We start from the raw sequence: 25,388 nt of genomic DNA on the forward strand, positions 1-25,388 counted from the left end.
CTGGGGATTTCAGAACAACCCCATCTGCCCACCCACCAACGTCGAAAAATCATCCTCCACAAACGGTAGGATCGCATCCGCCACCGGCTGTAGCTGTTTGGTCACGTAGTGGTCGTAATCGATGGGTGCATTGCGGGTTTCCAAAGGTTCAGGGCCGGCGACGGTGATGACGTAGCTGATCCAGCCGCCGTTCTGGTACTGCCGCGGCCGGCCCTGACGCTGGTTGAACTCATCGGCCAGGCGCGCGGCTCGCACATGGGGCGGGACGTTGCGTTCGTAGTCTTCCAGTGGCCGGCGCAGGCGCTTGCGGTAGACCAGCCGATCATCGAACGCACCGGCCAGGGTCTGTCGCACATAATCGCGCACATAATCCTGATAGGGCTGGCGGTGGAAGATCCGCCCGTACAGCTCCTGCTGGAACTGCCGGGCCAGCGGCGACCAGTCGGTGCGCACGGTTTCCAGGCCCTTGTAGACAATTTCGTCGCTGCCGTCGGCGCGCGTCACCAGCCCGGCGTAGCGTTTCTTGCTGCCCTCCTCCGCGCCCCGAATGGTCGGCATCAAGAAGCGCTTGAAGTGGGTTTCGAACTGCAACTCCAGCGCGCTCTCCAGCCCGAATTCGTCACGTACGTACCCGCGCCACCACTGGTTGACGTGCGCCACCAGCTCGCGGCCGATCCTGGCCGCCTCTTCCTGGCCGTGGGCCCGGCGTAGCCAGACGAACGTGGAGTCGGTATCGCCATAGATCACCACATGCCCCTGGGCTTCGATCAACTGGCGGGTGCGCTGCATGATCTGGTGACCACGCAGGGTGATGGACGAGGCCAGGCGCGGATCGAAGAAGCGACAGCCACTGGAACCGAGCACGCCATAAAAAGCGTTCATGATGATTTTCAGCGCTTGGGACAGTGGCGCATTGTGTTCGCGCTTGGCGGTTTCCCGGCCTTCGGCGACCCGGGCGACGATGGCCGGCAGACAATGTCGGCTACGAGAGAAGCGCGCCCCGCGAAAGCCGGGTACCGATTCCTGCTCATCCGGGTGGCGCAGGCCTTCGATCAAACCCACCGGATCAATCAGGAAGGTACGGATGATCGACGGGTAGAGGCTCTTGTAGTCCAGCACCAGCACCGACTCGTAGAGCCCCGGCTGGGAGTCCATGACAAAGCCGCCCGGGCTGGCTTCGGGTGGACGCTGGCCAAGATTCGGTGCGACGAAACCCTGGCGATGCATCAGCGGCATGTACAGGTGCGTGAAGGCCGCCACCGAACCACCGCTGCGGTCCGCCGGCAGGCCGGTGACGCTGGCCCGTTCCAGGAGGAACTTGAGCAGTTCGGTCTTGGCGAAGATCCGCGTCACCAGCTCGCAGTCCTTGAGGTTGTAGCGGGCCAGGGCCGGCTTGTCCTCGGCGAACATGCGATTGATCTCGTCCATGCGCTGGTACGGGTTATCGATGGACTTGCCCTCCCCCAGCAGCGTCTGGGCGACGTTTTCCAGGCTGAACGAGGGGAAACTCCAAGTGGCTGAGCGCAGGGACTCGATACCGTCGATGATCAGCCGGCCAGCGGCCGAGGCGAAGAAGTGATTGTTGCGCGTACCGTGTTCGCGCCATTGCATTTCTTCGCCACCGCGCCCCAGGCGCAATGGCACCGCCAGCCGCCGGGCGTGTTCATGCAGCACCCGCAGATCGAATTGCACCAGGTTCCAGCCAATGATCCCATCGGGGTCGAAACGGGCGAACCAGTCGTTGAGTTTTTTCAGCAGCGCCGTGCGTGATTCGCAGTATTCCAGCTGGAAATCCACGCCGCTATCGTCGCCGTTGGCGGGCCCGAGCATGTAGACCTGGCGCTCACCACAGCCTTCCAGGGCAATCGAGTACAGTTCGCCCTGGGCGGTGGTTTCGATGTCCAGGGACACCAGGCGCAACGGCGGCCGGTAGTCGGGCGCCGGCTTCATCTGGACGTCGACCAGCAGGCCATCGGCGGCCGGCGTACCGCCAAACCAGACCGGTGCGGTGATGAAGCGTTCCATCAGGTAGCGCTCCGGCGGCCGGATATCCGCCTCGAACACCTCCACACCGGCACGGCGCAAGGTGGTGTCCAGGCGCATCAACTGGGCGTGTTGCTGGCAATACAGCCCCAACACCGGACGGTGTTCGAAATCCAGCAGGTCCAGGGGACGGAGCTCTATGTCCTTCTCCCCTTGCAGCAGGGCTTCGAGCTGGCCGCGCTGGATCTGCGGCACAAACGCCACCGACGGCTGCACCGGCAGGCGCACACGTCGGGGGCCGGCATCAGTCGCCAACCAGAACTCGACTTCGGTGCCGGCCGGGGTATCGCGCCAATGCCGGGTCAGGACGAAGCCCTGCTGTAAATCCACCGCTGCAACCTCGAATTTTGCGTAGGCGACGATTCTACCTGCGGCGAGAGAACTTCACCTGCCCAAGTGACCTGCTCCTGTGGCGAGGGAGCTCGCTCCCGCTGGGGTGCGAAGCAGCCCCAAAACCGGCCACCTCGGTATATCGGGCTAGTGCCAAAAACCGGGGCTGCTACGCAGCCCAGCGGGAGAAAGCTCCCTCGCCACAACAGCGCGCTCCCATAGTTCGAGGGAAATTCACCGACAATGACGCTTTTGGACGACTGGCCGCCGCTTTACCGCTTGCTCTGCGCCGTTGGGTCTACGATTCTTTAATCACCCGCAAAAACAACACCTGAGGCTCCCTCCATGAAAACCGTCGCGCAGTTGCTCCGGATAAAAGATGAGAAGAACCAGCAAGTGCACACCATCTCACCGGACGACATGGTATTGCAGGCCCTGATGCGCATGGCCGAGAAAAACGTCGGCGCCTTGCTGGTGGTGAAAAACGATGAAGTGCTGGGCATCATCAGCGAGCGCGACTACGCGCGCAAAATGGTCTTGCATGGCCGCTCTTCGGTGGGCACGAAAGTGAGCGACATCATGGTCTCCCCGGTGATCACCATAGACCCGCACCAGAATGTCGAAACCTGCCTGAGCATCATGACCGAAAAGCACCTGCGGCATTTGCCGGTGGTCGAGGACGGCAAGCTCGTCGGCCTGCTGTCCATCGGCGACCTGGTCAAGGAAGCCATTGCCGAGCAGGCCGACCTGATCCGACAACTGGAGCAATACATTCGCGGCGAATGAGCCCTCGGCAGGCGGTGTGAAACGTAGCGAATTTCCCCACCGCCTGCCGGACGGGTTGCTCATTCTCAACGCACTTCTATATTGAAGGGGTTGTTCCTGCCGAGCATCCCTATGGCCGACACCGCCCGACTGATCATTTGTGAACATTGCGATGCGGTATACGAGCCGGTTGTGCTCGCCCCGCACCAGAAAGCCTCGTGCGTGCGCTGCCACGCTGTAATCCAGCGCTACAACGGCCTGACCATCGAGCAGCGCCTGGCCTTGAGCGCAACGGCCGCGGTGCTGTGGGCCTTCGCCAACATCTACCCGGTCATGAGCATCCGCCTCCAGGGCCTGAGCAACAGCGCGACGTTATGGGACTCCATCGTGGCGCTGAGCCAGGGGCCGATCACCTTCATCGCCCTGGTGACAGCGGTGGCAATCATCATTGCACCGGCCTTCCAACTAGTGCTTCTGCTCTGGGTGCTGGGCCATGCCTACCTCCAGCGGCGGGCGCCGGGGTTCAACCTGTGCATGCGCAGCCTGGAAACCCTGCGGCCCTGGAGCATGCTGGAGGTGTGCCTGCTGGGCGCGCTGGTGGCGGTGATCAAGCTCGCCGGCCTGCTGGACGTGCTTCCGGGGATCGGCCTGTTCGCCCTGGCGGCCTTGAGCCTGCTGATGATCCGCATTGCCGGGCGCGATGTCCGCGACCTGTGGGACAACCTGTGAACGACCAGCCGCTGGACACCCCGCCAGAAGCCCGCGACCTGGACCTGTGCCTGTGCCACAGTTGCGGCCTGGCCTGTGACATGACCGACGAACCCCAGGCCTGCCCCCGCTGCGACGCCGCCCTGCACCGACGCAAACCCAACGCCATCACCCGGACCTGGGCCTACATGCTGGCCGCACTGGTGTTCTACATTCCGGCCAACCTGCTACCGGTGATGAATACCCAGATGCTCGGCGAAGGCGCCGACAGCACCATCATCAGCGGCGTCATCGAGTTCTGGCAAAGCGGCGCCTGGGACATCGCCCTGATTATCTTCATCGCCAGCATCGCCGTACCGGGCATCAAGTTCGTGGTCCTGACCCTGTTGCTGGTGACCGCGCAGCGGCGCAGCACCTGGGCCCAGGTCCAGCGGGCGAAGCTGTACCGGCTGGTGGAAGTCATCGGCTACTGGTCAATGCTCGATGTGCTGGTGGTGGCCCTGGTGGCGGCACTGGTCAAGTTCCAGGCCCTGAGCGATATCGAACCGCGGCCGGGGATCCTGTTCTTCGGCCTCGTGGTGCTGTTCACCATGCTGTCGGCCATGAGTTTCGACCCCCGGCTGATCTGGGACACTCAACCATCCGAGGAGGTCATGGATGAAGTCGCAAGCCACTGACGGGCAACAACCCGCACCCGGCCGTGCCCACGTCACCAGCCGTCGCTGGACGGTGTCGCTGGTATGGATCGTGCCGATCATCGCGGTGCTGGTAGGCATTTCCCTGGTGGTCCACAACTGGCTGCAGGAAGGCCCGACCATCACCATCACCTTCAAGACCGGCCAGGGCCTGACCGCCAACAAGACCCAGGTGAAATATCGCAACGTGGTCATCGGACAGGTCACCGACGTGCAACTGAGCGATGACCAGAAGAACGTCACCGCCACGGTCAAGCTCGCCAAGACTGCCGACACCTTCACCCACGAGGATTCGGTGTTCTGGGTGGTGCGGCCAAGGATCGGGGCCGGTGGGATCTCGGGAATCGACACCCTGCTGTCAGGAGACTTCATCGGCGCCGACGCCGGTCAATCGAAAGTGCGCGCCAAATCCTTCACCGGCCTGGAGAACCCGCCTCCCATCACTTATGGCGAACCGGGCAAGCGCTTCACCCTGCACTCCCAGGACCTCGGCTCGCTGGATATCGGCTCGCCGGTGTACCTGCGCAAGATCCCAGTGGGCCAAGTGGTGTCCTATGCCCTGGACGCCGAGGGCAAAGGCGTCGACATCGACGTGTTCGTCAACGCGCCCAACGATGTCTACGTCACCGAAAACACCCGGTTCTGGAATGTCAGCGGCGTGGATGTGAACGTCGGAGCCAACGGCTTCGCGGTCAAGACCGAATCGCTCTCGGCGCTGCTGCTGGGCGGCATCGCGTTCCGGGCGCCGGAATACAGCCCCAACGACACCCCTGCCAGCGAAGACAAGACATTCGAGCTGTTCGCCGACCAGCAGAGCGCCCTCGCCCCGCCCGATGGCAAGGCGCAGTACCTGGCCCTGCGGTTCGATCAGGCACTGCGCGGCTTGCGAGTCGGGGCGCCGGTGGAGTTCCTCGGCGTGGAAGTCGGCAGGGTGGTGGCAATCAATCTGGATTTCGATGAGAAACAGCGCAGCTTTCCGGTCAACGTCGGCGTGGTGATCTACCCGCAGCGCCTGGGCAAGGCCCATGAGAAGCTGCTCAAGAGCCTCAATCACAACCCGGACGACGAAGCCGCCGGCGCCCGCCTGATCGGCAGCTTCGTCGAACGCGGCCTGCGCGCCCAGGCCCGCAGCGGCAACCTGTTGACCGGGCAGTTGTACATCTCGCTGGATTTCTACCCCAAGGCGGAAAAAGTCGCCTTCGACCCAAGCGCCCGCCCCGTGCGCATCCCGACCATCCCGGGCAGCCTCCAACAACTGCAGGAACAACTGCAGGCGATGATCGAGCGGATCAACAAACTGCCACTGGAGAGCATCGCCGGCAACCTGGATGGCAACCTGGTAGAGCTGCGCAAAGGCCTGGCCCAGTTCAACAGCAAGACCCTGCCGGGCGTACAAAGCACCTTGCAGGACGTGAGCAAGACCCTGCAATCGGCCAATTCGACCCTCGCCGAAGATTCGCCCCAGCGCGAACAACTGACCCAGACCCTGGACGACCTGGGGCGCATGTCGCGCTCGCTGCGCGAACTGTCGGACTACCTGAGCCGCCACCCCGAATCGCTGCTTCGCGGTCGTCCCAAGGACGCACCGGCACAGAACCTCACATTGCCGGTGAAAGAATGATCACAGGAGCCCGCCCCATGCCGATGACGCTGAAACTCACCCTGGTTGCCGTGGCGTTGCTACTGGGCGCCTGCCGCAGCGATCCGATCCACTACCACACCCTGAGCCCGGCCCAACCGGCCGGCCAGTCGCGCTCCGGCGTGGACATCCAGATCGAACAGGTCAGCGTGCCGCCCCAGGTGGACCGCACCCAGATCGTCATACGCCAGGGCAACAGCGGGCTGGCGATCCTGGAAACGCAATGGTGGGGCGCCAGCCTGGCCGATGAACTGCGCAGCAGCCTGGACGAACAACTGAGCAACCCCGGCGCGCCGAAAGCATTGCTGCGGGTGGACGTGCAACGCTTTGATTCGATCCCTGGCCGCTATGCCCGCATGGATGTGCAATGGCGACTGCGCAACCCGGGCAACGACGCCCGCCCCCTCACCTGCCGCAGCAGCCTGCAGACGCCGACGGGCGCCAGTATCGACGAGCTGGTGACGGCGCATCAGGAGAATGTCCGGCAATTTGTCGGCCTCGTCGAGCAGGCGGCCGCACGCAAGATGTGCCCTTGATTCACTCAGGCCAATGCAGCGACAGCACGGGCGCAACACGCGGATGGTGATCGATGCGCTCCAACAACTCGTAGAACGCTGGACGTGCGTTTAGCATCGCCGCCCGCGTATCTCTCCACTTCGTGATCACGGCCGCCAGGATATCCAGCGCCCCCGGTTCGGCACCGCTGAGAAAAGGTCGGGCCGGGAACTGGTCGGCAAACAGCGCCCAGTTGTGATACAGCCGTTGCTGCGTGCCGGATATCAAACGCTGCCGAGTCGCTTCGTCCGCATCCTCCAGCCAGCGTTGCGGAAAATCGATAATGCCGATGGGCGTGTAGCAATTGGCCGCGATGTAAACCAGGCCCCGTATGGCTTGCGCACGCTGGGCCGGATCTTGCGGAAGCAGCTTCGATGCGGGGAAGGTCAACCCGAGGTGGATCAGGATCGCCGCCGCCTCAGTCAGCACCGAGCCATCCGGCAACAGCAGGGTCGGCACCTGCTTCTGCGGGTTGAGTTTCTCAAGCTCTTTCGCTGCATCGCTGTCCTCGGTCGAATAGGCATCGACCCGCCGATAAGCCACCTTACAAAGACACAGGGCAACCTCCACCGCCGAGGAACCGGATTGCCTGTAACCGAATAACTGATACATGGACGCACCTCCTGCATAAGGGTTAGCCGGTAGAGCCTGGGAGCCTATCAGTGTTCCATCGAGCTGACCGGCAGTGGCCCAACGAGCTATCACTGCCGTCGATGTTCACCATCATGTCAATGAAGTTCTCTTGATGATCGCCCGGGACAACAATGGCCCCACACAAACCTACTGCACCCCGGAGCACACCATCATGAAACGCCAAGTCATCCTCAGCCTCGCTTTCTCTGTACTGGCCGCCAACGTATTTGCCGCCTCCTCGCAACCCGTCGTCGCTGAAGGCGGTTCTGATCGCCTGATCGAAAACCGCGTCGCTGAAGGCGGTGCCGATCGCCTGCTGGAACGTCGCGTCGCCGAAGGCGGTTCTGATCGCCTGATCGAAAACCGCGTTGCCGAAGGCGGGGCTGATCGTCTGCTGGAGCGTCGCGTCGCTGAAGGTGGCTCCGATCGCCTGATCGAAAACCGCGTCGCTGAAGGCGGTGCCGATCGTCTGCTGGAACGTCGCGTCGCCGAGGGTGGCTCTGATCGCCTGATCGAAAACCGCGTCGCTGAAGGCGGTGCCGATCGTCTGCTGGAACGTCGCGTCGCCGAAGGTGGCTCTGATCGCCTGATCGAAAACCGCGTCGCTGAAGGCGGTGCCGATCGTCTGCTGGAACGTCGCGTCGCCGAGGGTGGTTCTGATCGCTTGATCGAAAACCGCGTATGAGTTGTTCCGTCGTCACAACGTTCCAGATAGCGCCCGCCCCCACACCATCCCAGTAAAGCCCGGCCTTATCCGCCGGGCTTTTACTTGGCCTGCGTTTGGCTAACGCCCCGACGCCCGCGCCATGCACCGCTGATAACGCTCATCCACCCGCTTGGCGAACCACGCTGTGGTCAGCTTGCGCGTAATCTTCGGGCTCTTGAGCACGATCCCCGGCAGTACCGCCCGCGGCAACGCCTTGCCCTCGGCCCGCTCAGCCAGCTCGAACACACGCTTGTAGAGCTTGCTGTCCTCGAATGCCAGGCTGTCACCCTGCTCCAATTGATCGCGAATGGTCGGATTGCGCATCCCTAGCGACTTGCCCAACGTACGTACCGCCAATTCCGTGCTGCCTGGCATGATTGAATCATGGGCAACCAGATCGCCATCCAGCGCCAGGGAAATGCCCGACGCTACACTTACCGCATGCTGGAAAGCCGCGTTACGACTGGCGTACCACCCGGCATTGAAATCGGCAAAACGATACAACGGCTCGGTGTAGCTCACCGGATAGCCCAGCAAATGCGCGATACCGAAGTACATCCCGCCACGACGGCTGAACACTTCGCGACGAATCGAGCCATCTACCGTATAGGGATAATTTCGCGCATTGGCCTGGGCAAAGGCGATGCTGACCTGCATTGGCCCACCCGTGTGCACCGGATTGAAACCGTCGAACAGTGTCTTGCCCAACGGCACCATGCCAATGAAGTCGTCGAAAATCTCGCTCAGTTCTTTCTCGCTACGCGCCGCGTTGAGCCGATCGCTGTAGCTTTTGCCGTTGGGCGAACGTACCTGGAGTGCACCACTGACCAACAGCTCCGGAACGTGCACCTTCGCCGCACGGCGGTTGATCTCCTGACGCGCGATCCTGCCCAGCCCCGGCACCGGCGGGTCGGCCTGGAACGTCGACTCCTGTTCGGTCACCGCCAGGACAGCACAGATGTTCTGCGTGGTGGTCGGGATCTGCTGAGCCGCGAAAGCGACATAGATATCAGTCGCCCAGCCCTCGCGATCCACAGTCTTGGCCGGCAGCAATCGCACAATCTGCGCCTTGACCTCGGCGGGCTGGCGCTCAGGCTCCTGGACCTGGCGGCTGCCGCAACCGGCAAGGGCCAGCAACGCGGCGACGCTGATCATCAATCGATTGAGTTGCATGGTGCTCCATCAGGTCTGTTATTCCGGAGCAACCATACGATCAAAAGCGGGTACGGGCTATGTTCTATCGCGCAGAGCACCGAAATGGTCCTGGAAGGAAACCGGCTCGATAGCCCCAGAAACCCAATGTGGGAGCGAGCCTGCTCGCGATGCCGACGGCACATTCACCATCGCCGCCAACTGACCCACCGCTATCGCGAGCAGGCTCGCTCCCACAGGGGAATGGCGGTGAATATAAAACTTGCGTCCAATCAAAATCAGTGTGGGAGCCGAGCTTGCTCGCGATGACGGCGGCACATCCAACATCACCGAAGCTGACCCACCGCTATCGCGAGCAAGCTCAGCCCCCACAGGGATTGGGGTGAACGCCGGATGTGTGAACACCCGCTCCCAGCGAAAATCCAGCGCTGATCAGATCCCGCTCAGCGCCAGATCCATCGCGAAATAAGTGAAGATCAGGTCTGCCCCCGCGCGCTTGATCGCGCCGAGGCTTTCGCGCACCACGCGGGCTTCGTCGATGGCGCCGGCCTGGGCGGCGAACTTGATCATCGCGTATTCACCACTGACCTGGTAAGCCGACAGCGGCAGGTTCGAAGCCTGGCGAATGTCGCGGATGATATCGAGGTAGGCACCGGCCGGCTTGACCATCAGCGCATCGGCACCTTCCTGTTCATCGAGCAAGGATTCGCGCAGGGCTTCGCGGCGATTCATCGGGTTCATCTGGTAACTCTTGCGATCGCCTTTCAGGGCGCTGCCGCCGGCCTCGCGGAACGGACCATAGAGCGCCGAGGCGAACTTGGTGGAATAGGCCATGATCGCCGTCTGGCTGAAACCGGCTTCGTCCAAGGCCTTGCGAATGGCCTGGACCTGCCCGTCCATGGCCGCCGATGGCGCGATCACATCGGCACCGGCGCGGGCCGCCGCCACGGCTTGCTTGCCCAGGTTGACCAGGGTCCGGTCGTTGTCCACTTCGTGCCCGTGGAGGACGCCGCAATGACCATGATCGGTGTATTCGCAAAAGCAAGTGTCGGACATCACGATCATTTCCGGCACCGCGTCCTTGCAGATCCCGGCCATGCGCGACACCAGGCCGCGCTCGCTCCAGGTGTCGCTGCCGTCGTTGTCCAGGTGATGGGACACACCAAAGGTCATCACCGCCTTGATGCCGGCACGGGCATAGCGCTCGATCTCGCCGGCCAGCTTCGATTCAGGAATGCGTACCACCCCCGGCATGCTCTTGATCGGCACGAAGTCATCGATTTCTTCTTCGACGAAAATCGGCAGCACCAGGTCGTTCAACGTGAACTCGGATTCCTGGAACAGGCTGCGCAGGCTCGCATTGCGACGCAGGCGGCGTGGACGGGCTTCGGGGAACTGACTGGTCATGGGACTCCTGGCAAATGGATGCTCGATCACAAGGGGGCACAGCTTATGCCCTGGTCGACCAGGGCACAAACGCCGGCAGGAAAACAGAGTGTTACCGGCGCGGCAATAATCGCCTCACAAGGTCAGCGAGCCATTGATGCAAGTCACCACCGCGCCGCCAATCCAGATCTCCTCCCCTATTTGCTCGACATGAATCCGCCCGGCCCGGCCCATGGTCAAGCCCTGGCTGACCACATAGGACGAAGGCGCCAGGCCCTTGTCCAGCATCCATTGCGCGAGCCCGGCGTTCAGGCTGCCGGTAGCAGGGTCCTCCGGCATGCCGTCACCGGCGATGAAGCCGCGCACTTCAAAGTGTGCCTCATCGCCATCCACGGCCCGATCCCAAGGTGCGATCACGCCCACGGCCAGGTCGAGCAATTGAGGATAATCAGGCTTGAGCGTCAGGACCTGCTGGCGATCCTTGAGCATCAAGGCCAGCCAGCCAGCACCATTATCGACCCATTGCGCCTCGACAATCGCCTCGGCGGCGAGCCCCAGCGCCTTGCGCACCCGCTCCAGCAGGTCGGCCTCCAGCGGACCGGACTTGAGCAAGGGCGGTGCGAGGAATGCCAACCCACGATCGTTGCGGCGAATCCTGACCAGGCCAACGCCACACTCCTGCACGATCTCCTGCCCTTTCGGCACGCCTCCGGCTTCCAGCCAGGCGTGGCAACTGCCCAGGGTCGGATGCCCGGCAAACGGCAATTCGGTCGAGGTGGTGAAAATACGCACCCGGTAATCGGCCTGCGGGTGCTGCGGCGCCAACAGGAACGTGGTTTCGCTGAGGTTGGTCCAGTTGGCAAAAGCCGCCATGCGCGAATCACTGATCCCATCGGCCCCCAGCACCACCGCCAACGGATTGCCCTTGAGGGGTACGTCGCTGAACACATCCAGTTGCTTGAAATCGAATCGGCGGGGCGGCGGGTTACTCATTCCGGGATCTTCAATCCACGTGCCACAGCCGGTCGGGCCAGGAAACGCTCCAGCACCCGCGTCACATTGGGGAAGTTCTGGATACCGACCAGATCACCTGCCTCATAAAAACCGATCAAGTTGCGTACCCAGGGAAAGGTGGCGATATCGGCAATGGTGTAACGCTCGCCCATGATCCAGTCCCGCCCTTGCAGACGGCCATCGAGCACCTTGAGCAGGCGCTTGCTTTCCTCGACGTAGCGATCGCGCGGCCGCTTGTCTTCGTAGTCCTTGCCGGCGAACTTGTTGAAGAACCCCAACTGCCCGAACATCGGCCCGATCCCGCCCATCTGGAACATCAACCACTGGATCGTCTCGTAGCGCGCCGCCGATTCCTGGGCCAGCAGCTGTCCGCTCTTGTCCGCCAGATAAATCAGGATCGCCCCCGACTCGAACAACGCCAACGGTTGGTCCCCCGGCCCATGAGGGTCGAGAATCGCCGGGATCTTGTTGTTCGGGTTCAGGGAAAGGAACTCGGGCGACAGCTGATCGTTGCTGGCGAAGTCCACTTTGTGGGGCTCGTATGGCAGGCCGATCTCTTCCAGCATGATCGAGACCTTCACGCCGTTGGGGGTTGGCAGGGAGTAGAGCTGGAGCCACTCCGGGTATTGGGCGGGCCATTTCTGGCTGATGGGGAATGAGGTCAAGTCGGGCATGGGACAGGCTCGGCAATTAAGGAAAGGCCTGAGAATAATCCAAGATGTGCCAGACAGCACCAGCGCATCACGGGTTTCACACCGACCGTTCTTAATTCCGCAACATCCTGTCACTAAGATTCGACTGACCTCCAAACAGGAGGCCTTACAGTGCACGGGATCAACCGAGATCGAACCAAAGGGCACGAAGAGACTCTGAGCAGTGCCCCTTTGGAACCGAAGCGGAGTAACGACACGGAAAAACACCCGAGGCCAACGCTTCCCGGTGCCCCAGGTTTGTCAGCCTGACTAGAGAGTTCAAAAGAACATTTATTCGATGATGAACCCACTGAATTTCGCCAGACGCTTCAAACGCCGTTCGTGGCTGTTGCTGCCGACGCTGCTTGTGACCTGTGGCCTGGTGCTGTCGCTGGAATCGAGCGTCAGTCGCGCCCAGCCAGTCGATGGCATCCAGACCCTGGTGTTCCTGCGCCACGCCGAGAAACCCGCCGGAGGCCTGGGTCAGCTCAACTGCCAGGGCCTTAACCGCGCCATCGACCTGGCGACCCTGCTGCCAGAAAAATTCGGCAAGGCCGACTACGTGTTCGCAGCCAACCCTACCCGCAATGTCGAAGAGGGTGAGCTGGACAATTCCTATAGCTATATTCGCCCGCTGATGACCATCAGCCCCAGTGCCATCAAGCTCGGGTTGCCGGTGAACATCAATTTTTCGGCCAACGATACCGGCGACCTGGCGGACGAATTGCTGCATGACAAGTACCACAACTCGACCATCTATACCGCATGGTCCCATGGCTACTTGCCGGAGCTGATCAACAAGGTTGCCGGCGAGGCCGTGGGCAAGAAGCAGACCATTACCGATGACTGGGCATCCGGCGATTATGATTCGCTGTATGTGCTGACCCTGACCTGGCACAACGGCAAGGCCAGCCTCACCAGCCAGAGCTACAAGCAAGGCTTGGACAACGGCCAGGAAGCCTGCCCGACTTGACCAAAAAGCCCCCCCCTGTGGGAGCGAGCCTGCTCGCGATAGCGTTGGCCCCATTGGCATTGATGTGACTGATGCACCGCTATCGCGAGCAGGCTCGCTCCCACCGGGTTAGTATTTTCCAATCATGAGCCCGAACTTGCGAGTTCACCCTCCCCGAACCGCCCGCTCACGCAGATACTCCAACACCGCCGCCTGCTCCCCCGAGAACTCGATCCGCCGCCCCCTTCTTTTCCCGCTGGAACGCGTACATCGGGTCGTAATACTCACGCAACAAGCCTTCGATCCAACCGCGATGCAAGTCGACGGCGCCGCTGCTGGCCTGCTCGGCCAGGGCGGTTTCCAGGATGTTCATCAAGCGCCGGTGACGGTCGCCGCCCAGGCGTTTGTGGATATTGTCCAGACTTGCCAGCAACCGCTCGGAAAACAGCGAAAAACCTTCGTCGCCATGCACGGCGACAAACTCCGCACACAGATCGACCACGTAATCGCGCAAGATCCGCTCCACCCGGTGCTCGAGGCTGTCTTCCAGCCAGACCATCGGAACCTGCTGCATACGCTGGTACAAGGACAGCGGCAAGGCGCAACTGCCGACTGCACGGCTCTCATCTTCAAGGATAAATTGTTCGATGCCGGCGGCGCGCTTTTTCAGCACATCCACCGCCAGGCGGTTTTCAAAATCGATGTTGGAAGGCTGGCCGGTGGCGCGTTTGCCGAAGCTCGAACCACGGTGGTTGGCATGCCCTTCCAGATCCAGGCTGTTGCCCAACTGACCCAGCACTTCAGTCTTGCCGGTGCCGGTCATGCCGCCCAGCAGCACCAGGTCGCACTGGCTCACCGCCTGCTCGACAGTCTCCAGCAGGAACGTACGCATGGCCTTGTAGCCACCACCGACCCTGGGGTAGTCAATGCCCGCTTCGTCCTTGAGCCACTGCTGGACGATCTGCGAACGCAAGCCTCCGCGAAAGCAATACAGCACACCGTCGGGATGGGCCTTGGCGAACTCGGCCCAGGCCTGGATGCGCTGGGCCTTGGTTTCACCGGATACCAGTTGGTGCCCCAGGACAATGGCGGCCTGCTGTCCCTGCTGTTTGTAGCAGGTACCGACGCGTTGCCGTTCGCTGTCGGTCATCAACGGCAAATTGACCACGCCGGGGAAGGCGCCCTTGATGAATTCGACCGGGGCACGGGTGTCCATCATCGGCCGGTCATTGAGGAAGATGTCGCGGTAATCGGTGATGTCATTGGCCATCAAGACACCTCGACCGCGTAGCTCTGTCGCTCGACCAGTTCGCCGATGGGCTCCAGTGCCAGGCCCAGTTCAGCGGCAACCCGCAGGAATTCGCCCTCGCCTTCGGCGGTGACAGCAATCAACAGGCCGCCACTGGTCTGCGGATCGCACAGCACGCGCTTGTGCAGTTCCTGGACCCGACCGACCTTGCTGGCGTAACTGTCGTAATTGCGTAGCGTACCGCCCGGCACACAACCCAGGTCGAGGTAGTACTCGACGCCCGGCAAACGCGGCACCGCGTCATAGCGGATGCGCGCGGTCAGTTGGCTGCCGTCAGCCATTTCCACCAGATGCCCGAGCAGGCCGAAACCGGTGACGTCGGTCATCGCCGTCACACCGTCGAGCTTGCCAAAGCGGCTGCCGGGTTTGTTGAGGGTGCACATCCAGTCACGGGCCAGGCCAACATCAGCGGCGCGCAGCTTGCCCTTCTTTTCCGCCGTGGTCAGGATGCCGATGCCCAGGGGCTTGGTCAGGTACAGGCGGCAACCGGCGGTAGCCGTGTCGTTGCGTTTCATGTGGCGCTTTTGCACCAGCCCTGTGACCGCCAGGCCGAAAATCGGCTCAGGCGCGTCGATTGAATGTCCGCCAGCCAGGGGGATACCCGCCTCGTCGCACACTGAACGACCACCGCGAATCACTTCCCGGGCAATTTCCGGGGCCAATACATTGACTGGCCAACCGAGGATCGCGATAGCCATCAGCGGGTCACCGCCCATGGCGTAGATGTCGCTGATGGCATTGGTGGCGGCGATGCGACCGAAATCGAACGGGTCATCGACAATCGGCATGAAGAAATCGGTGGTCGAGACCACGCCGCGTTCCTCGTCGATGGCGTATACCGCAGCATCGTCCCGGGAGGCGTTGCCGACCCACAGCTTGGGGTCAAGGTTCTGCGCACCGCTGCCGGCCAGGATCACTTCCAGCACCTGGGGCGAAATCTTGCAGCCGCAACCGGCGCCGTGGCTGTACTGGGTCAGGCGAATCGGCTCGCTCATGGGCATACCTCGTCTCAGTCAATTGGAACGAGTCTACCAGCAACGCCGACGGTCCTGTGTCGCTGCACGACAGTGCCCCCTTACGCCCTGCCACCTTTTGGTGCCCCTTCAAGGAACCGGGTAACAGGTCGTGCACGACGCCTGACCACAAGGACAGGAAAAATGTCCTAAATACATGTTTTTCAAGCCAGTACGAAAAACTGGTACAGGATGTGCAAACGTTTGCGAAATCACTCGCAACGCCAAAGCGAGTCGTGTTTTTTCAATCACGGAACCCGGGTTTCGACCCGCACGAACAAGGACTTTCCATGGACTTCAATCCTCGGTGTCACGCCGCGCCCGGCGTATTCGCAGCCGCTGTGCTACTGACCGCCGTTACCGGATTACTCAGCACCACCAGCCAGGCCCAGACGAGCGAAGTATCCGCCCAAGGTGAGGCGCTCAGCCCTGAAGCCACTTCCTCGAAAAAAGGTGTCTACCTGTCCGACTGGTACAACCAGGACCTGACGATCATCGGCAGCAAGGACATCAGCTTCGGCCCGCAACCCGTTGATGACGTCTATCTGGAATACGAATATTTCGGACGCAAGGGGCCGTTCGAGCTGTATGGCTATATCGACATCCCAAAGATCTTCGACATCGGCAACAGCCACGACAAAGGTGTGTGGGATCATGGCTCGCCGGTGTTCATGGAGCATGAACCGCGTATTTCCATCGACTACATGACTGGCCGCAGCCTGGCCATCGGGCCATTCAAGGAGTGGTATGTGGCGTTCGACTGGATCTACGATCACGGCAGCAATAGCGCCAATCGCGCGAACACCTTGTACAGCGGCCTGGGCACCGACATCGACACCCATTCGCGGGTCAACCTGTCGGCCAACTTCTACGGGCGTTATCAATGGGAAAACTACGGCGCCAGCAATGAATATTCCTGGGATGGCTATCGCGCCCAACTCAAATATATCGTGCCGATCAGCCAGTTCAGCAACGGCGCCTCGCTGACGTACATCGGTTTTACCAACTTCGATTTCGGTTCAGACCTGCACAAGGACAACCCGGCCCGCACCGCCAACGCCACAGTCGCCACCAACGTCTTGCTGTATTCGTTCACGCACCTGCGCTTCACCCTGGTGGGCCGTTACTTTCACAACGGCGGCAACTGGCAGGACGGCAGTGAGCTTAACTTTGGCGACGGTAACTTCCGCGCCCGCTCCGATGGGTGGGGATACTACGCGGGTGTCGGCTATCAATTCTGAGCCCCTGCTCGCCCTTTTCTAATCCATGGAGGTAACGATTCATGACCAATCGCCTGCTTGCTTCAATCGGTTTGGCCCTGTTCTGCTCGGCCGCCGGGGCCACACCGCCGCTTCAACCCAAAGTCATGCTGATCACGATGTTCGCTCCCGAGGCGCAGAACTGGATCGAACGCCTGCAACTCAAGAATGAGATCCGCGTACCAGGGCTGTCCGCCGAGTATCCAACGATCCGCTGCAATGCCGAGCGGGTTTGCCTGCTGATCACCGGCATGGGCCAGACCAACGCCGCGGCCTCGACACTGGCTCTGGCGCTCTCGCCAGCCGTCGACCTGCGCAAAAGCTATTTCCTGGTAGCTGGGATCGCCGGGATCAACCCGCACCATGGCACCCTCGGTACGACTGCCTGGGCCCATTACCTGGTGGAATTCGGCACCCAATGGGAGCTTGATTCGCGCGATGTACCCAAGGATTGGCCCACCGGCTACCTGGGCATCAACACCAAGGGGCCGAATGAAAAGCCGCCGCTGGACTACAAGACCGAAGTCTTCGAACTCAACCCGGCCCTGCAAGCCAAGGCATTTGCCCTCAGCCAGAAAGTGGCCCTGACTGAAAGCAAGGAGTCAGCCGCCTGGCGTTTGAAATATCCGTATGCACCGGCCAACCAGCCACCGGTGGTGACCCGCTGCGACACCCTGGCCGGCAACACCTGGTTCTCCGGTACGCGCCTGAGCGAACGCGCCGAGGTCTGGACCCGCCTGCTCACGGATAACAAAGGCGTCTACTGCACCACCCAACAGGAGGACAACTCCACCTACGAGGCCTTGCTGCGAGCCAGCCGCGAAGGTCGGGTCGATATCAACCGGCTGGCCGTACTGCGGGCCGGGTCCGACTTCGATCGTCCCGAACCCGGCGGCAACGAAGTGGACAACCTGCTCAAATACGCTGACCAGGGCGCGTTCGTTCCTGCACTGGAAAACCTCTTCCGCACCGGCAACCCGGTGGTGCAGGACATCGTGAAAAACTGGTCGGCGTGGGAAAACGGTGTGCCTGCTTTGTGATCTGTCGAAACTCACACCACAGGAAATGTGCAGGGGTGGTGAGCTAGTTTCCATAGCTCACCCGATGGAATTTTCCATTCCAGGCAGGATCACTTGAACATCCACCGAGCGTCCCCAGGAGACCGACGATGCACATGCCCCTTGCTGCCGACAGCACTCACTTCTATTACGGCCTGGACGCGCTACTTGGGCACCAGACCCAAAATGCCACTTGCCAGTTCGACGTCAAACGCTTCGACGACGCCGAACCGCCATGGTTCGTACTGCACGTACACCCACCGATGCCGGACGACCTGGATAAAGCCCAGATCGTAGTATTCAGCGCCGAAGGCCGGCAAACCAGTGGCATCGTCCGAAGCACCGAGCGCCTGGACGATGGCAGCCTGCGACTGAATGTCGAAAGCAACTGAGCCCTTCAGGCCTGCTGCACACTGCTGCGATACATGAACACCAGCGCCAAGGCCAGGCAGGCCATGGCCAGGATCCGGCTACCGGACAACCCGATGGCCGGGTTGCCCAGCCAGCCGAAGTTGTCGATCAACATACCCATGCCCAATTGCCCGACGATCACCGCCACCGTCGCCACGCCCGTCCCGACCCGCGGCACCGCACCGACCATCACCATCATGTAGACGACGCCGAACAACGCACCGCTGAGCTGCCATTTCGGCACATCCAGCAAGGTGACCGCGTGGGCCGGTTCGAAAAATACGATCAGCAACCCGGTGACCACAGCGCCCACAGCAAAGGTCAGCAGGCTGCTGCGCAGCACACCGACCGTCTGGCCCAGGCGGCCGTTGATAGCCGCCTGGACACTCAGCACCGCACCCGCAGCGACCACCACCAGCAATAAAATGAACAGACTCATATTCAACCTCGGGCAATCAGGACAAGGGCTACGACTATCAGTGCCAACGCCAGCCAACGTTCGCCGTTGACCCGTTTGCGGCTCGCACCGAACCAGCCGAAATGGTCGATCAAGACACTTTTGCCCACCTGGCCGGAAAGGATCGCGACCATCGTCATGGCGATGCCGATGTGGGGCGTGGCGAGCGTCAGCACCACCACGTAGATGGGCCCCAGGAAACCGCCGATCAGTTGCCAGCGTGGCAGTTCATTCAGCGCCGGACCTTGTTGCCGACCGCTGAGCAGTAACAGCAGGAAGAGAATCGCCGAGCCGACGCCAAAGATGCTCAGGGTGGCCCACAAATGCCCGACCTGGCTCCCAAGCGGCCCCAGCAGGCCGGCCTCTACCGACAAGCCCATACCGGCCAGGATCACCACGGGCAACAATAGCCAGCGCAAGAACGACCGTGGTTGGGCAGCCGTCACCGGACCGGCTTCGTTCAATGAGGAAACCTGCATGCTCAGAACCTGTTTGGAAAAGGAAGGCCGGCATTATCGGCTGGTGTCCCTGTGCGATAAATGGGAGTATCCCGACAACACTTTTGCGTAATACGCACAGGACCGCCACCCCATGCACGGCCTCAATGAACTCGGCTTCAAGGCGCTTCGCTTGTTTGTCGCGGTGCTCGATCACGGCAGTTTCTCGGAGGTGGCCCGGCGCGAAGGCTTGGCTCCGTCATCGATTTCCCGGCAGATCCAACTGATGGAGCAGGCCCTGAACCAGCAATTGCTTTACAGGCACACCCGCGCCGTGTCCCCCACCGAAGCCGGCCGCCTACTGGGGCATCATGCTCGGCTGCTACTGGTGCAATTGGAGGAAGCCGAACAAGCCTTGCAGGAACAGCACAGCGAGCCCTCCGGACTGGTGCGGATCAACGCCCCGGTGGTATTCGGCCAGCGCCACCTGACCCCGTGGCTGGGCCAGTTGTGCGAACGCTACCCAAAGCTGCAATTGGAGATCCAGCAGACCGACAGTTACGTCGACCCACTGCAGGAAGGCGCCGACCTGCTGTTTCGGATCGGCCCGCTGCATGATTCAGGCATGCAGGCGCGGGTCGTCGCCCCCCATCGTTTTCAGATCGCGGCCAGCCCCGCCTACCTGGCTCGCCACGGCGTGCCGCTCAAACCCCAGGATCTGGCGGCCCATCAATGCCTGGCCTACAAAGGCGTGACCGGCCAGCAGCGCTGGTTCTTCCGCCGCCCGGGCCAGGCCTGGACGCCCTACAGCGTCAAGGGCCCGATCACCAGCAACCATGCCGACACCTTGACCCAGGCCGCCGAACAAGGCCTGGGACTGGTGATGTTTCCGTCCTGGCTGATCGGCGAAGCGTTGCGCAATGGCAGGCTGGTCCCGGTACTGGAGGATTACCAGGCCTCCAACAGCCTCGAACCCCAGCAGATCGCCATTCTCTGGCCGGGCAGCCGACGCCTGTCGGTGAAGGTGCGCACGGTCATCGATTTTTTCCTGGAGTGTTTTGGCGAAGTGCCCTATTGGGATCGCTGAGCGCACTGTTAGGCTCAGTCGAACTTGACCAGGTTCAGCACCGGCAGAGGGCCGCCCGGGAACTGGGTCAAGCGTGCGCCTACACTCAGGGGCCCCAGGTCCACGGCGAAGAATCCCAAGCGCTCGATCAACTGCGCGACCTCATCGCGTGCCTGCACGTCGTCACCGCTCAGGAACAGCACCCGCTTGCCGCCTTCGGACGTCGGATCTGCCTCCAGCAGGCGCGCCAGCAAGTGATTGAAGGCCTTGACCACCCGCGCGCCCGGCACCCACTCACTGAACACCTCGGTGGAAGCCCGGCCCTGCAGATCAACCGCCTCGAACTCCGGGACTTTGATTGCATTGTTGGCATCGATCACGATGCGCCCGGCAAAGTCCGACAAACCACTCAACGCCTCCGGCAGCCTCGACCAATTAACGGCCACCAACACCATCGGCTGGGCCGCGGCTTGCTGCACGGTGCCGGCACGCACGGTGGGCCCCAGATCGGCGACCAGCCCGGCCAGGCTGTCCGGGCCACGGCTGTTGGCAATCACCACGTTGATGTTCTGGCGGGCCAGGGCGCGGGCGAAAGCACTGCCAATGGCGCCGGCGCCGATGATGCCAATGGTTTCGATACTCATGTCGTCTGTCCTCAAAGGTTGGGATAAGCCTGGCGGTGATGTCCGCCGTTGGGGTGCATATTGCTCTTGTCATTCCCGCCTGATTAGCCGGTAATAGCTTGAATCATTTTCAAGCATTGCTATCAGGCAGAACGCCATGGAAACCCTCGCCAACCTTGAATGCTTCGCCCGCAGTGCCGAGACGGGGAGTTTTTCCGCAGCCGCCAGGTTGCTGGGCCTGACGCCTGCCGCCGTCAGTCGCAACGTAGCGATGCTCGAGCGCAACCTGGGCGTGCGCCTGTTCCAGCGCTCGACCCGAAAATTGTCCCTGACCGAAAACGGCGAACACTTCCTGGCCAGTATCGGCGCTCACCTCGAAGCCTTGCAGACGGCCATCGGCGCCGTGACCACGGAACGGGGTGAACCGGCCGGGGTATTGCGAGTGAGCCTGTCACCGAGTTTCGGCATCGGGCATGTGTTGCCGCTGATGCCGCAATTCCTGGCTCGCTATCCGCTGATCCGGCCACAATGGCATTTCGAAAACCGCCGGGTAGACCTGATCGCCGAAGGCTTCGACGCGGCGATTGGCGGCGGCTTCGAACTGACGCCCGGCGTCGTCTCGCGCACCTTGGCACCGGCCCATCTGATCGCGGTGGCAAGTCCTGCCTACCTGGTTACACACCCCCGGCCCGCGCATCCAGAAGACCTGGCCCACTTCGATAACATCGTGCTGCGCTCGAGCCTGACCGGTCGCGTGCGCCAGGCCGTGATGCGCAACGCTGCCGGGCTTGAATCGGCGCTGCGGCTGCCCGAATCCATCGTCCTCAACGACCCCGTCGCCATGCGCGAAGCCACCCTGCTGGGCCTGGGTATCTCACTGTTGACGGTGCCGGACGTGCTGCCCTGGCTGGAACGGGGCGAATTGGTGCGGTTGCTGCCGGACTGGTACATGGACCTTGGCGCAATCTCCTTGTATTACCCCAGCCGCACATTGATGCCCGCCAAGACCCGGGGCTTTATTGACTTCATCACCGAACATTTCGAACGCGAAGGGCTGGCCAAGCGTTTCTGCGCGCTGGAATCCAGTGCAGCGCCCATGGGATGATCGGCCTCCGAGCACGACCATCCGTGGAGCGTTTCAATGTCATTGCTGAGTAAACAAGCCACCGCCCTGTTGCTGGCGGCCATCGCCAGCCTGGTCGTGGTACCTGCCCATGCCGCCCCGGCCAAAACCGCTGGCGATGCACCGGCACAGAAGGTTTCGATGCTGGGTGGCAAGCTTAACTTCACCCTGCCCAAGGGTTTCACGGCGACGCCGCTGCCCGCCGGTGAACTGACCCAGGGCACGGCCGGGGCAACGGGCACGATGTACAGCAATGCCGCCAGCAGAACCGTTGTGATCACCGCTGAAAACACCATCGTCAACGGCGCGAATGTGAAGGACAACGACAATGCCTTTCTCGATACCACCTTCGCCGACTTCGCCGTTCAGAAAACCAAGGCCCTGCCGGACGCCAAGATCCTCGGCGAAAAAAGCCTGACCCAGAAAGGCACCGGCCTGGGTCTGCGCCAGCTCGATACCAGCGCCACCCAGGGCGGCGGGCCAACCCTGGACACCACGTTGATAGGCGCCTCCGGCACGCGCATGGCGGTGGTGCAGATCATCTCCCGGGCCAGCGACAAGACCGGTCATGAAGCGTTGGTGAAACAGATCGCCAGTGGTCAGTGACGGGCACCGCATAGCCCCCAATCGCGAGCAAGCTCGCTCCCACAGGGATTTACAGCGGGTCAGGGGTTGAGTCGCTCCAGCCAGGCTCGCAGGTCCTGCACCTCCTGCGCACTGATGCTGTGGCCCAGGCCCAGGTAGGCATGGAATTCCGGTTCCAGCGCCAGGGTCTTCAGGAATGTGTTGGCCTCGGTGCCATCGTGGTAGGGAATGATCGGGTCTGCCGTGCCATGGCCGATGAATATGGCCAGTGCCCGTCGCGACTCGTCGGGGGTCAGTTCCGCCCGCAGCACCGACAGGACACGCCCGCCCATCGCGGCAATGCCGCCGACAGCTTCGGGGTGTCGCAGGGCCACCTCGTAGCTCATCATCGCCCCCTGGCTGAACCCCACCAGATAGACCTTGCTCGCGTCGGTCGAATATTTGACCCGGGCCTTGTCGATGAAATCCAGCAGCACCTGGCCGCTGGCCTTCAGGTCCGAGGCGTCACCGTCATAGGCGCCCTCGCCCTTTTTGGCGAACCACTGGTAACGGTCCTGCTCCATGCTCTTCGGCGCCCGCACCGAGAGGTAGTTGTAATCCCGGGGCAGTTCGTCCTTGAGTTCGAACAGGTCCTGTTCGTTGCTGCCGGAGCCGTGCAGGAAGATCACCAGCGGGCGGTTACCGGCTTGCCCATCGACTTGGGCCAGGTAGTTGAGCGGCAAGTCCGTGTGCAGCGAGGGTTGGGCCTGCAACCCGGACGAGACCAGCAACAGAAACAGGGTGAGCGCTTTAAACATCAATCTTCCTCCATCGTTCGATAGCCGCACAGCAGACACGGTGCCGGTGGTAGACAGCGGTTATCAGTGGTTGCTCAATTCGATCCGGCACTGCGCTATGATCAGCGGCGACCATCGACAAGCGAGTCAGAAAAAGTGCGTCCATTACCACGGATTGGTGTTGGCCTCAGGGCCCCTCATTATCAAGCGTTCCTGGAGGGCCATCCCGCCGTCGACTGGCTTGAGGTTCATACGGAGAACTACTTGGGGCCTGGCGGCAAGGACCTGCATGTTCTGCGATGCCTGGCGCAAAGATATCCCATCAGCCTACATGGCGTCGGACTGGGCATCGGCTCGGTCCATGGTTTTTCCAGCGCCCATGTCGAACGCATACGACGCCTGGCTGCGGACGTAAATCCGTTCCTGGTATCCGAGCATTTGAGTTGGGGGGCGATTGAAGGACGATGCCTCAACGACCTGCTGCCGCTACCCCTGGTTGAAGCTTCGCTGGACCTGGTCTGTGACCGGGTCGACCAGGTCCAGGATACGTTGGGCCAACAGTTGTTGCTCGAAAACATCTCCACCAGCTTGCGCTACCACGGCGATACCCTGGGCGAAACCCAGTTCCTCGCCGAAGTGGTGGCACGCACCGGAAGTGCAGTGCTACTCGACCTCAATAACCTCCACGTCAATCAGTACAACCATGGTGAATGCGCACTCGCCGCCCTGGAGGCTCTGGATAAATCGGCTGTTCGCGAATTTCATCTGGCGGGCCATAGCCAGGAAGAGGACCTGTTGATCGACGATCATGGCAGCGCGGTGGCGGAACCGGTCTGGGCACTGTATCGCAATGCCTTGCGCCGGTTTGGCCCGGTACCGGTACTGGTTGAATGGGACACACGCCTGCCGCCGCTGGGCGAGTTGCTCGATCAGGTCGAGATCGCTCGGACGATTGCCCGGGAGGTGTTGCATGACACGTGAAGAGTTGGCCGCGCTGCAGATCAGCTTTACCCAGGCGCTGGATAGTTCATCATCGCCCTCTGCCCTGCCACAAGGATGGTTGGAGACGGCAAGCGCTGGCGACCGGCGACGCTTCGCACGCTATCGCAGCGGGCTGTGGCGGCATCAGGAGCAGTCGTTGGCCTTGACCTATCCCGTCATCAAGGCGCTGGTGGGCGATCATTTTTTTCGCTCGCTCGCCTATGACTATGGGCGGCGCTATCCGTCGCGACATCCAGACCTGGGCATGTTCGGCGAGCGCCTGCCGACTTTCCTCGATCAATATCCTTCCGTAGCGCCCTACCCATATTTTGCGGCGGTGGCCTCATTGGAATGGGCCCTCCACCTTGCCTCTCATGCCCGAAAAGCCACGGCACTCGATCCTCGGGCACTGGCCACAATGAGCAGCGCCGAGCTGGATATCCAACGATTCACCTTGTCGCCGGGCTGTGGACTGCTGCCCTGCGAATGGCCGGTGGTCAAGATATGGGCCGCCCATCGCCAGCAGAGCCAGCCTCTACCGTCAGTGAACCGCCACGCCTGCACCGCTCTCGTCTATCGAAACGGCTGGAGCGTCGAAGCACGCGAGGTCGAGCCCTGGGAAGCCGCGGCGCTGGAGCGCTTGGCGCAGGGCACGACCCTGGGCGAAGCGTTGATCGCCGCCCAGGAGCGTTACAGCGCGCTGGGTCAGCCCCAACTGGTCGATAGCGCTACCCTGGTCACCCGCTGGTTGAATGATGGCCTGCTGACTGCCGTTCCCTGAGCCCTGCCAAAACACCTGTATCGGGCCATTCTGTCTCCGTGGTCGCGTACTGCTGGGGCCGAACCCCCATTGTAGACAGCCGGCGACATCCTGTTACATCTTGAATCATTTTATAAGCTTATATCGATTAGAAATATTCTGGTCGTGGGCTACAAATAGAAAGCACCTTGCAAACTCCCCAGCAATAGATTCGATTTCGCGGTGAAGATACGACGGGCACATAGCACTTTCGATAGACA

The 25,388-nt window shown here is 61.8% G+C and carries 26 protein-coding genes and 1 pseudogene; 15 read left to right on the forward strand and 12 right to left on the reverse strand.

From position 1 onward, the window contains the following. Window positions 1-9 precede the first annotated feature (9 nt). A complete protein-coding gene (locus GN234_RS07765; RefSeq protein WP_176688213.1) occupies window positions 10-2,373 on the reverse strand; it encodes a DNA polymerase II in 2,364 nt (787 codons plus the stop codon). 345 nt (window positions 2,374-2,718) lie between these two features. On the opposite strand from GN234_RS07765, the gene GN234_RS07770 reads away from it, so the two are divergent. The 5 genes from GN234_RS07770 to GN234_RS07790 all read left to right on the forward strand — a co-directional run bounded on the left by GN234_RS07770 (window position 2,719) and on the right by GN234_RS07790 (window position 6,716). After that, window positions 2,719-3,159 carry a CBS domain-containing protein gene (locus GN234_RS07770; protein WP_030138503.1) on the forward strand — a complete coding sequence of 147 codons (441 nt, stop codon included), beginning with the start codon at window positions 2,719-2,721 and terminating at the stop codon, window positions 3,157-3,159. A 111-nt stretch (window positions 3,160-3,270) separates the two neighbouring features. Beyond that, window positions 3,271-3,867 (forward strand): paraquat-inducible protein A, encoded by a 597-nt coding sequence (locus GN234_RS07775; protein WP_163854517.1) that lies wholly within the window; start codon window positions 3,271-3,273, stop codon window positions 3,865-3,867. 11 nt (window positions 3,868-3,878) lie between these two features. Next, the gene (locus tag GN234_RS07780; protein ID WP_109751844.1) at window positions 3,879-4,523 is read left to right on the forward strand and encodes a paraquat-inducible protein A; all 645 of its coding nucleotides are present in this window, start codon (window positions 3,879-3,881) and stop codon (window positions 4,521-4,523) included. After that, a complete protein-coding gene (locus GN234_RS07785) occupies window positions 4,504-6,162 on the forward strand; it encodes a PqiB family protein (RefSeq protein WP_134923671.1) in 1,659 nt (552 codons plus the stop codon). The genes GN234_RS07780 and GN234_RS07785 overlap by 20 nt, the downstream gene beginning before the upstream one ends. A 17-nt stretch (window positions 6,163-6,179) precedes the next feature. Further along, window positions 6,180-6,716 (forward strand): PqiC family protein, encoded by a 537-nt coding sequence (locus GN234_RS07790; RefSeq protein WP_176688214.1) that lies wholly within the window; start codon window positions 6,180-6,182, stop codon window positions 6,714-6,716. Window position 6,717: 1 nt separating this feature from the next. On the opposite strand, the gene GN234_RS07795 is transcribed toward GN234_RS07790, so the two are convergent. Further along, window positions 6,718-7,347, reverse strand: coding sequence for a glutathione S-transferase family protein (locus tag GN234_RS07795; RefSeq protein ID WP_176688215.1), 630 nt, complete (start codon window positions 7,345-7,347; stop codon window positions 6,718-6,720). Between the two features lie 193 nt (window positions 7,348-7,540). On the opposite strand from GN234_RS07795, the gene GN234_RS07800 reads away from it, so the two are divergent. Then, window positions 7,541-8,053 carry a hypothetical protein gene (locus tag GN234_RS07800; RefSeq protein ID WP_063325134.1) on the forward strand — a complete coding sequence of 171 codons (513 nt, stop codon included), beginning with the start codon at window positions 7,541-7,543 and terminating at the stop codon, window positions 8,051-8,053. 99 nt (window positions 8,054-8,152) lie between these two features. Here the strand turns inward: GN234_RS07800 and GN234_RS07805 are convergent, their stop codons facing one another. From GN234_RS07805 to GN234_RS07820, 4 genes are all read right to left on the reverse strand, one after another. Beyond that, window positions 8,153-9,247, reverse strand: coding sequence for a DUF1615 domain-containing protein (locus tag GN234_RS07805; protein WP_176688216.1), 1,095 nt, complete (start codon window positions 9,245-9,247; stop codon window positions 8,153-8,155). Window positions 9,248-9,658: 411 nt separating this feature from the next. Next, window positions 9,659-10,633 carry a porphobilinogen synthase gene (gene hemB / locus GN234_RS07810; protein ID WP_163854522.1) on the reverse strand — a complete coding sequence of 325 codons (975 nt, stop codon included), beginning with the start codon at window positions 10,631-10,633 and terminating at the stop codon, window positions 9,659-9,661. 114 nt (window positions 10,634-10,747) lie between these two features. Further along, the gene (locus GN234_RS07815; protein ID WP_176688217.1) at window positions 10,748-11,605 is read right to left on the reverse strand and encodes a PhzF family phenazine biosynthesis protein; all 858 of its coding nucleotides are present in this window, start codon (window positions 11,603-11,605) and stop codon (window positions 10,748-10,750) included. Further along, entirely contained in the window at window positions 11,602-12,300 is a 699-nt protein-coding gene (locus tag GN234_RS07820) for a glutathione binding-like protein (RefSeq protein ID WP_109751714.1), read from the reverse strand. The genes GN234_RS07815 and GN234_RS07820 overlap by 4 nt, the downstream gene beginning before the upstream one ends. 316 nt (window positions 12,301-12,616) lie before the next feature. Between GN234_RS07820 and GN234_RS07825 the strand changes: the two genes are divergently transcribed. Next, window positions 12,617-13,291, forward strand: coding sequence for a histidine phosphatase family protein (locus GN234_RS07825; protein WP_109751713.1), 675 nt, complete (start codon window positions 12,617-12,619; stop codon window positions 13,289-13,291). A gap of 144 nt (window positions 13,292-13,435) precedes the next feature. On the opposite strand, the pseudogene mnmH reads toward GN234_RS07825, so the two are convergent. Together mnmH and selD are read right to left on the reverse strand one after the other, a co-directional pair. Then, window positions 13,436-14,540: pseudogene (gene mnmH, locus GN234_RS07830) on the reverse strand (tRNA 2-selenouridine(34) synthase MnmH). Beyond that, window positions 14,540-15,574: a selenide, water dikinase SelD gene (gene selD, locus GN234_RS07835; protein WP_176688218.1), complete on the reverse strand. Its 1,035-nt coding sequence runs from the start codon at window positions 15,572-15,574 to the stop codon at window positions 14,540-14,542. Before selD ends, mnmH begins: the two are co-directional and overlap by 1 nt. 308 nt (window positions 15,575-15,882) lie before the next feature. Here selD and GN234_RS07840 point away from each other — a divergent pair, with 308 nt between their 5' ends. The 3 genes from GN234_RS07840 to GN234_RS07850 all read left to right on the forward strand — a co-directional run bounded on the left by GN234_RS07840 (window position 15,883) and on the right by GN234_RS07850 (window position 18,301). Next, window positions 15,883-16,833 carry a nucleoside-specific channel-forming protein Tsx gene (locus tag GN234_RS07840; protein WP_176688219.1) on the forward strand — a complete coding sequence of 317 codons (951 nt, stop codon included), beginning with the start codon at window positions 15,883-15,885 and terminating at the stop codon, window positions 16,831-16,833. A 41-nt stretch (window positions 16,834-16,874) separates the two neighbouring features. Beyond that, window positions 16,875-17,891: a purine-nucleoside phosphorylase gene (locus GN234_RS07845; RefSeq protein ID WP_176688220.1), complete on the forward strand. Its 1,017-nt coding sequence runs from the start codon at window positions 16,875-16,877 to the stop codon at window positions 17,889-17,891. 128 nt (window positions 17,892-18,019) lie between these two features. Beyond that, window positions 18,020-18,301, forward strand: a complete 282-nt coding sequence (locus tag GN234_RS07850) for a hypothetical protein (RefSeq protein ID WP_109751708.1) — start codon at window positions 18,020-18,022, stop codon at window positions 18,299-18,301. Between the two features lie 5 nt (window positions 18,302-18,306). On the opposite strand, the gene GN234_RS07855 is transcribed toward GN234_RS07850, so the two are convergent. Both GN234_RS07855 and GN234_RS07860 read right to left on the reverse strand, forming a co-directional pair. After that, window positions 18,307-18,759, reverse strand: coding sequence for a DMT family transporter (locus GN234_RS07855; RefSeq protein ID WP_109751707.1), 453 nt, complete (start codon window positions 18,757-18,759; stop codon window positions 18,307-18,309). A gap of 2 nt (window positions 18,760-18,761) precedes the next feature. Continuing rightward, window positions 18,762-19,256, reverse strand: coding sequence for a DMT family transporter (locus tag GN234_RS07860; protein ID WP_163854533.1), 495 nt, complete (start codon window positions 19,254-19,256; stop codon window positions 18,762-18,764). Window positions 19,257-19,368: 112 nt separating this feature from the next. On the opposite strand from GN234_RS07860, the gene GN234_RS07865 reads away from it, so the two are divergent. Continuing rightward, entirely contained in the window at window positions 19,369-20,301 is a 933-nt protein-coding gene (locus tag GN234_RS07865) for a LysR family transcriptional regulator (protein ID WP_176688221.1), read from the forward strand. A gap of 14 nt (window positions 20,302-20,315) precedes the next feature. Here GN234_RS07865 and GN234_RS07870 read toward each other — a convergent pair whose 3' ends face one another. Beyond that, entirely contained in the window at window positions 20,316-20,918 is a 603-nt protein-coding gene (locus GN234_RS07870) for an NADPH-dependent F420 reductase (RefSeq protein WP_176689566.1), read from the reverse strand. A 142-nt stretch (window positions 20,919-21,060) separates the two neighbouring features. On the opposite strand from GN234_RS07870, the gene GN234_RS07875 reads away from it, so the two are divergent. Both GN234_RS07875 and GN234_RS07880 read left to right on the forward strand, forming a co-directional pair. Continuing rightward, the gene (locus GN234_RS07875) at window positions 21,061-22,008 is read left to right on the forward strand and encodes a LysR family transcriptional regulator (RefSeq protein WP_109751704.1); all 948 of its coding nucleotides are present in this window, start codon (window positions 21,061-21,063) and stop codon (window positions 22,006-22,008) included. Between the two features lie 36 nt (window positions 22,009-22,044). Then, complete coding sequence (locus tag GN234_RS07880; RefSeq protein ID WP_109751703.1) at window positions 22,045-22,632, forward strand: DcrB/PsbP domain-containing protein; 588 nt, start codon at window positions 22,045-22,047, stop codon at window positions 22,630-22,632. A 59-nt stretch (window positions 22,633-22,691) separates the two neighbouring features. On the opposite strand, the gene GN234_RS07885 is transcribed toward GN234_RS07880, so the two are convergent. Then, window positions 22,692-23,408: an alpha/beta hydrolase gene (locus GN234_RS07885; RefSeq protein WP_176688222.1), complete on the reverse strand. Its 717-nt coding sequence runs from the start codon at window positions 23,406-23,408 to the stop codon at window positions 22,692-22,694. 135 nt (window positions 23,409-23,543) lie between these two features. On the opposite strand from GN234_RS07885, the gene bufB reads away from it, so the two are divergent. Both bufB and GN234_RS07895 read left to right on the forward strand, forming a co-directional pair. Beyond that, window positions 23,544-24,368: an MNIO family bufferin maturase gene (gene bufB / locus GN234_RS07890; protein WP_116831937.1), complete on the forward strand. Its 825-nt coding sequence runs from the start codon at window positions 23,544-23,546 to the stop codon at window positions 24,366-24,368. Further along, complete coding sequence (locus GN234_RS07895; protein ID WP_176688223.1) at window positions 24,358-25,149, forward strand: HvfC/BufC N-terminal domain-containing protein; 792 nt, start codon at window positions 24,358-24,360, stop codon at window positions 25,147-25,149. The genes bufB and GN234_RS07895 overlap by 11 nt, the downstream gene beginning before the upstream one ends. The last annotated feature ends 239 nt before the right edge of the window (window positions 25,150-25,388 follow it).

The organism is Pseudomonas bijieensis (assembly GCF_013347965.1).
Lineage (GTDB): Bacteria > Pseudomonadota > Gammaproteobacteria > Pseudomonadales > Pseudomonadaceae > Aquipseudomonas > Aquipseudomonas bijieensis.

Excerpts from the sequence above, each read along its gene's own strand:
- GN234_RS07770 (WP_030138503.1), top strand. The coding sequence starts at position 2,719 with ATGAAAACCGTCGCGCAGTTGCTCCGGATAAAAGATGAGAAGAACCAG.
- GN234_RS07775 (WP_163854517.1), top strand. The coding sequence starts at position 3,271 with ATGGCCGACACCGCCCGACTGATCATTTGTGAACATTGCGATGCGGTA.
- GN234_RS07785 (WP_134923671.1), top strand. The coding sequence starts at position 4,504 with ATGAAGTCGCAAGCCACTGACGGGCAACAACCCGCACCCGGCCGTGCC.
- GN234_RS07790 (WP_176688214.1), top strand. The coding sequence starts at position 6,180 with ATGCCGATGACGCTGAAACTCACCCTGGTTGCCGTGGCGTTGCTACTG.
- GN234_RS07795 (WP_176688215.1), bottom strand. The coding sequence starts at position 7,347 with ATGTATCAGTTATTCGGTTACAGGCAATCCGGTTCCTCGGCGGTGGAG.
- GN234_RS07800 (WP_063325134.1), top strand. The coding sequence starts at position 7,541 with ATGAAACGCCAAGTCATCCTCAGCCTCGCTTTCTCTGTACTGGCCGCC.
- GN234_RS07805 (WP_176688216.1), bottom strand. The coding sequence starts at position 9,247 with ATGCAACTCAATCGATTGATGATCAGCGTCGCCGCGTTGCTGGCCCTT.
- hemB (WP_163854522.1), bottom strand. The coding sequence starts at position 10,633 with ATGACCAGTCAGTTCCCCGAAGCCCGTCCACGCCGCCTGCGTCGCAAT.
- GN234_RS07815 (WP_176688217.1), bottom strand. The coding sequence starts at position 11,605 with ATGAGTAACCCGCCGCCCCGCCGATTCGATTTCAAGCAACTGGATGTG.
- GN234_RS07820 (WP_109751714.1), bottom strand. The coding sequence starts at position 12,300 with ATGCCCGACTTGACCTCATTCCCCATCAGCCAGAAATGGCCCGCCCAA.
- GN234_RS07825 (WP_109751713.1), top strand. The coding sequence starts at position 12,617 with ATGATGAACCCACTGAATTTCGCCAGACGCTTCAAACGCCGTTCGTGG.
- selD (WP_176688218.1), bottom strand. The coding sequence starts at position 15,574 with ATGAGCGAGCCGATTCGCCTGACCCAGTACAGCCACGGCGCCGGTTGC.
- GN234_RS07840 (WP_176688219.1), top strand. The coding sequence starts at position 15,883 with ATGGACTTCAATCCTCGGTGTCACGCCGCGCCCGGCGTATTCGCAGCC.
- GN234_RS07845 (WP_176688220.1), top strand. The coding sequence starts at position 16,875 with ATGACCAATCGCCTGCTTGCTTCAATCGGTTTGGCCCTGTTCTGCTCG.
- GN234_RS07850 (WP_109751708.1), top strand. The coding sequence starts at position 18,020 with ATGCACATGCCCCTTGCTGCCGACAGCACTCACTTCTATTACGGCCTG.
- GN234_RS07855 (WP_109751707.1), bottom strand. The coding sequence starts at position 18,759 with ATGAGTCTGTTCATTTTATTGCTGGTGGTGGTCGCTGCGGGTGCGGTG.
- GN234_RS07860 (WP_163854533.1), bottom strand. The coding sequence starts at position 19,256 with ATGCAGGTTTCCTCATTGAACGAAGCCGGTCCGGTGACGGCTGCCCAA.
- GN234_RS07865 (WP_176688221.1), top strand. The coding sequence starts at position 19,369 with ATGCACGGCCTCAATGAACTCGGCTTCAAGGCGCTTCGCTTGTTTGTC.
- GN234_RS07875 (WP_109751704.1), top strand. The coding sequence starts at position 21,061 with ATGGAAACCCTCGCCAACCTTGAATGCTTCGCCCGCAGTGCCGAGACG.
- GN234_RS07880 (WP_109751703.1), top strand. The coding sequence starts at position 22,045 with ATGTCATTGCTGAGTAAACAAGCCACCGCCCTGTTGCTGGCGGCCATC.
- GN234_RS07885 (WP_176688222.1), bottom strand. The coding sequence starts at position 23,408 with ATGTTTAAAGCGCTCACCCTGTTTCTGTTGCTGGTCTCGTCCGGGTTG.
- GN234_RS07895 (WP_176688223.1), top strand. The coding sequence starts at position 24,358 with ATGACACGTGAAGAGTTGGCCGCGCTGCAGATCAGCTTTACCCAGGCG.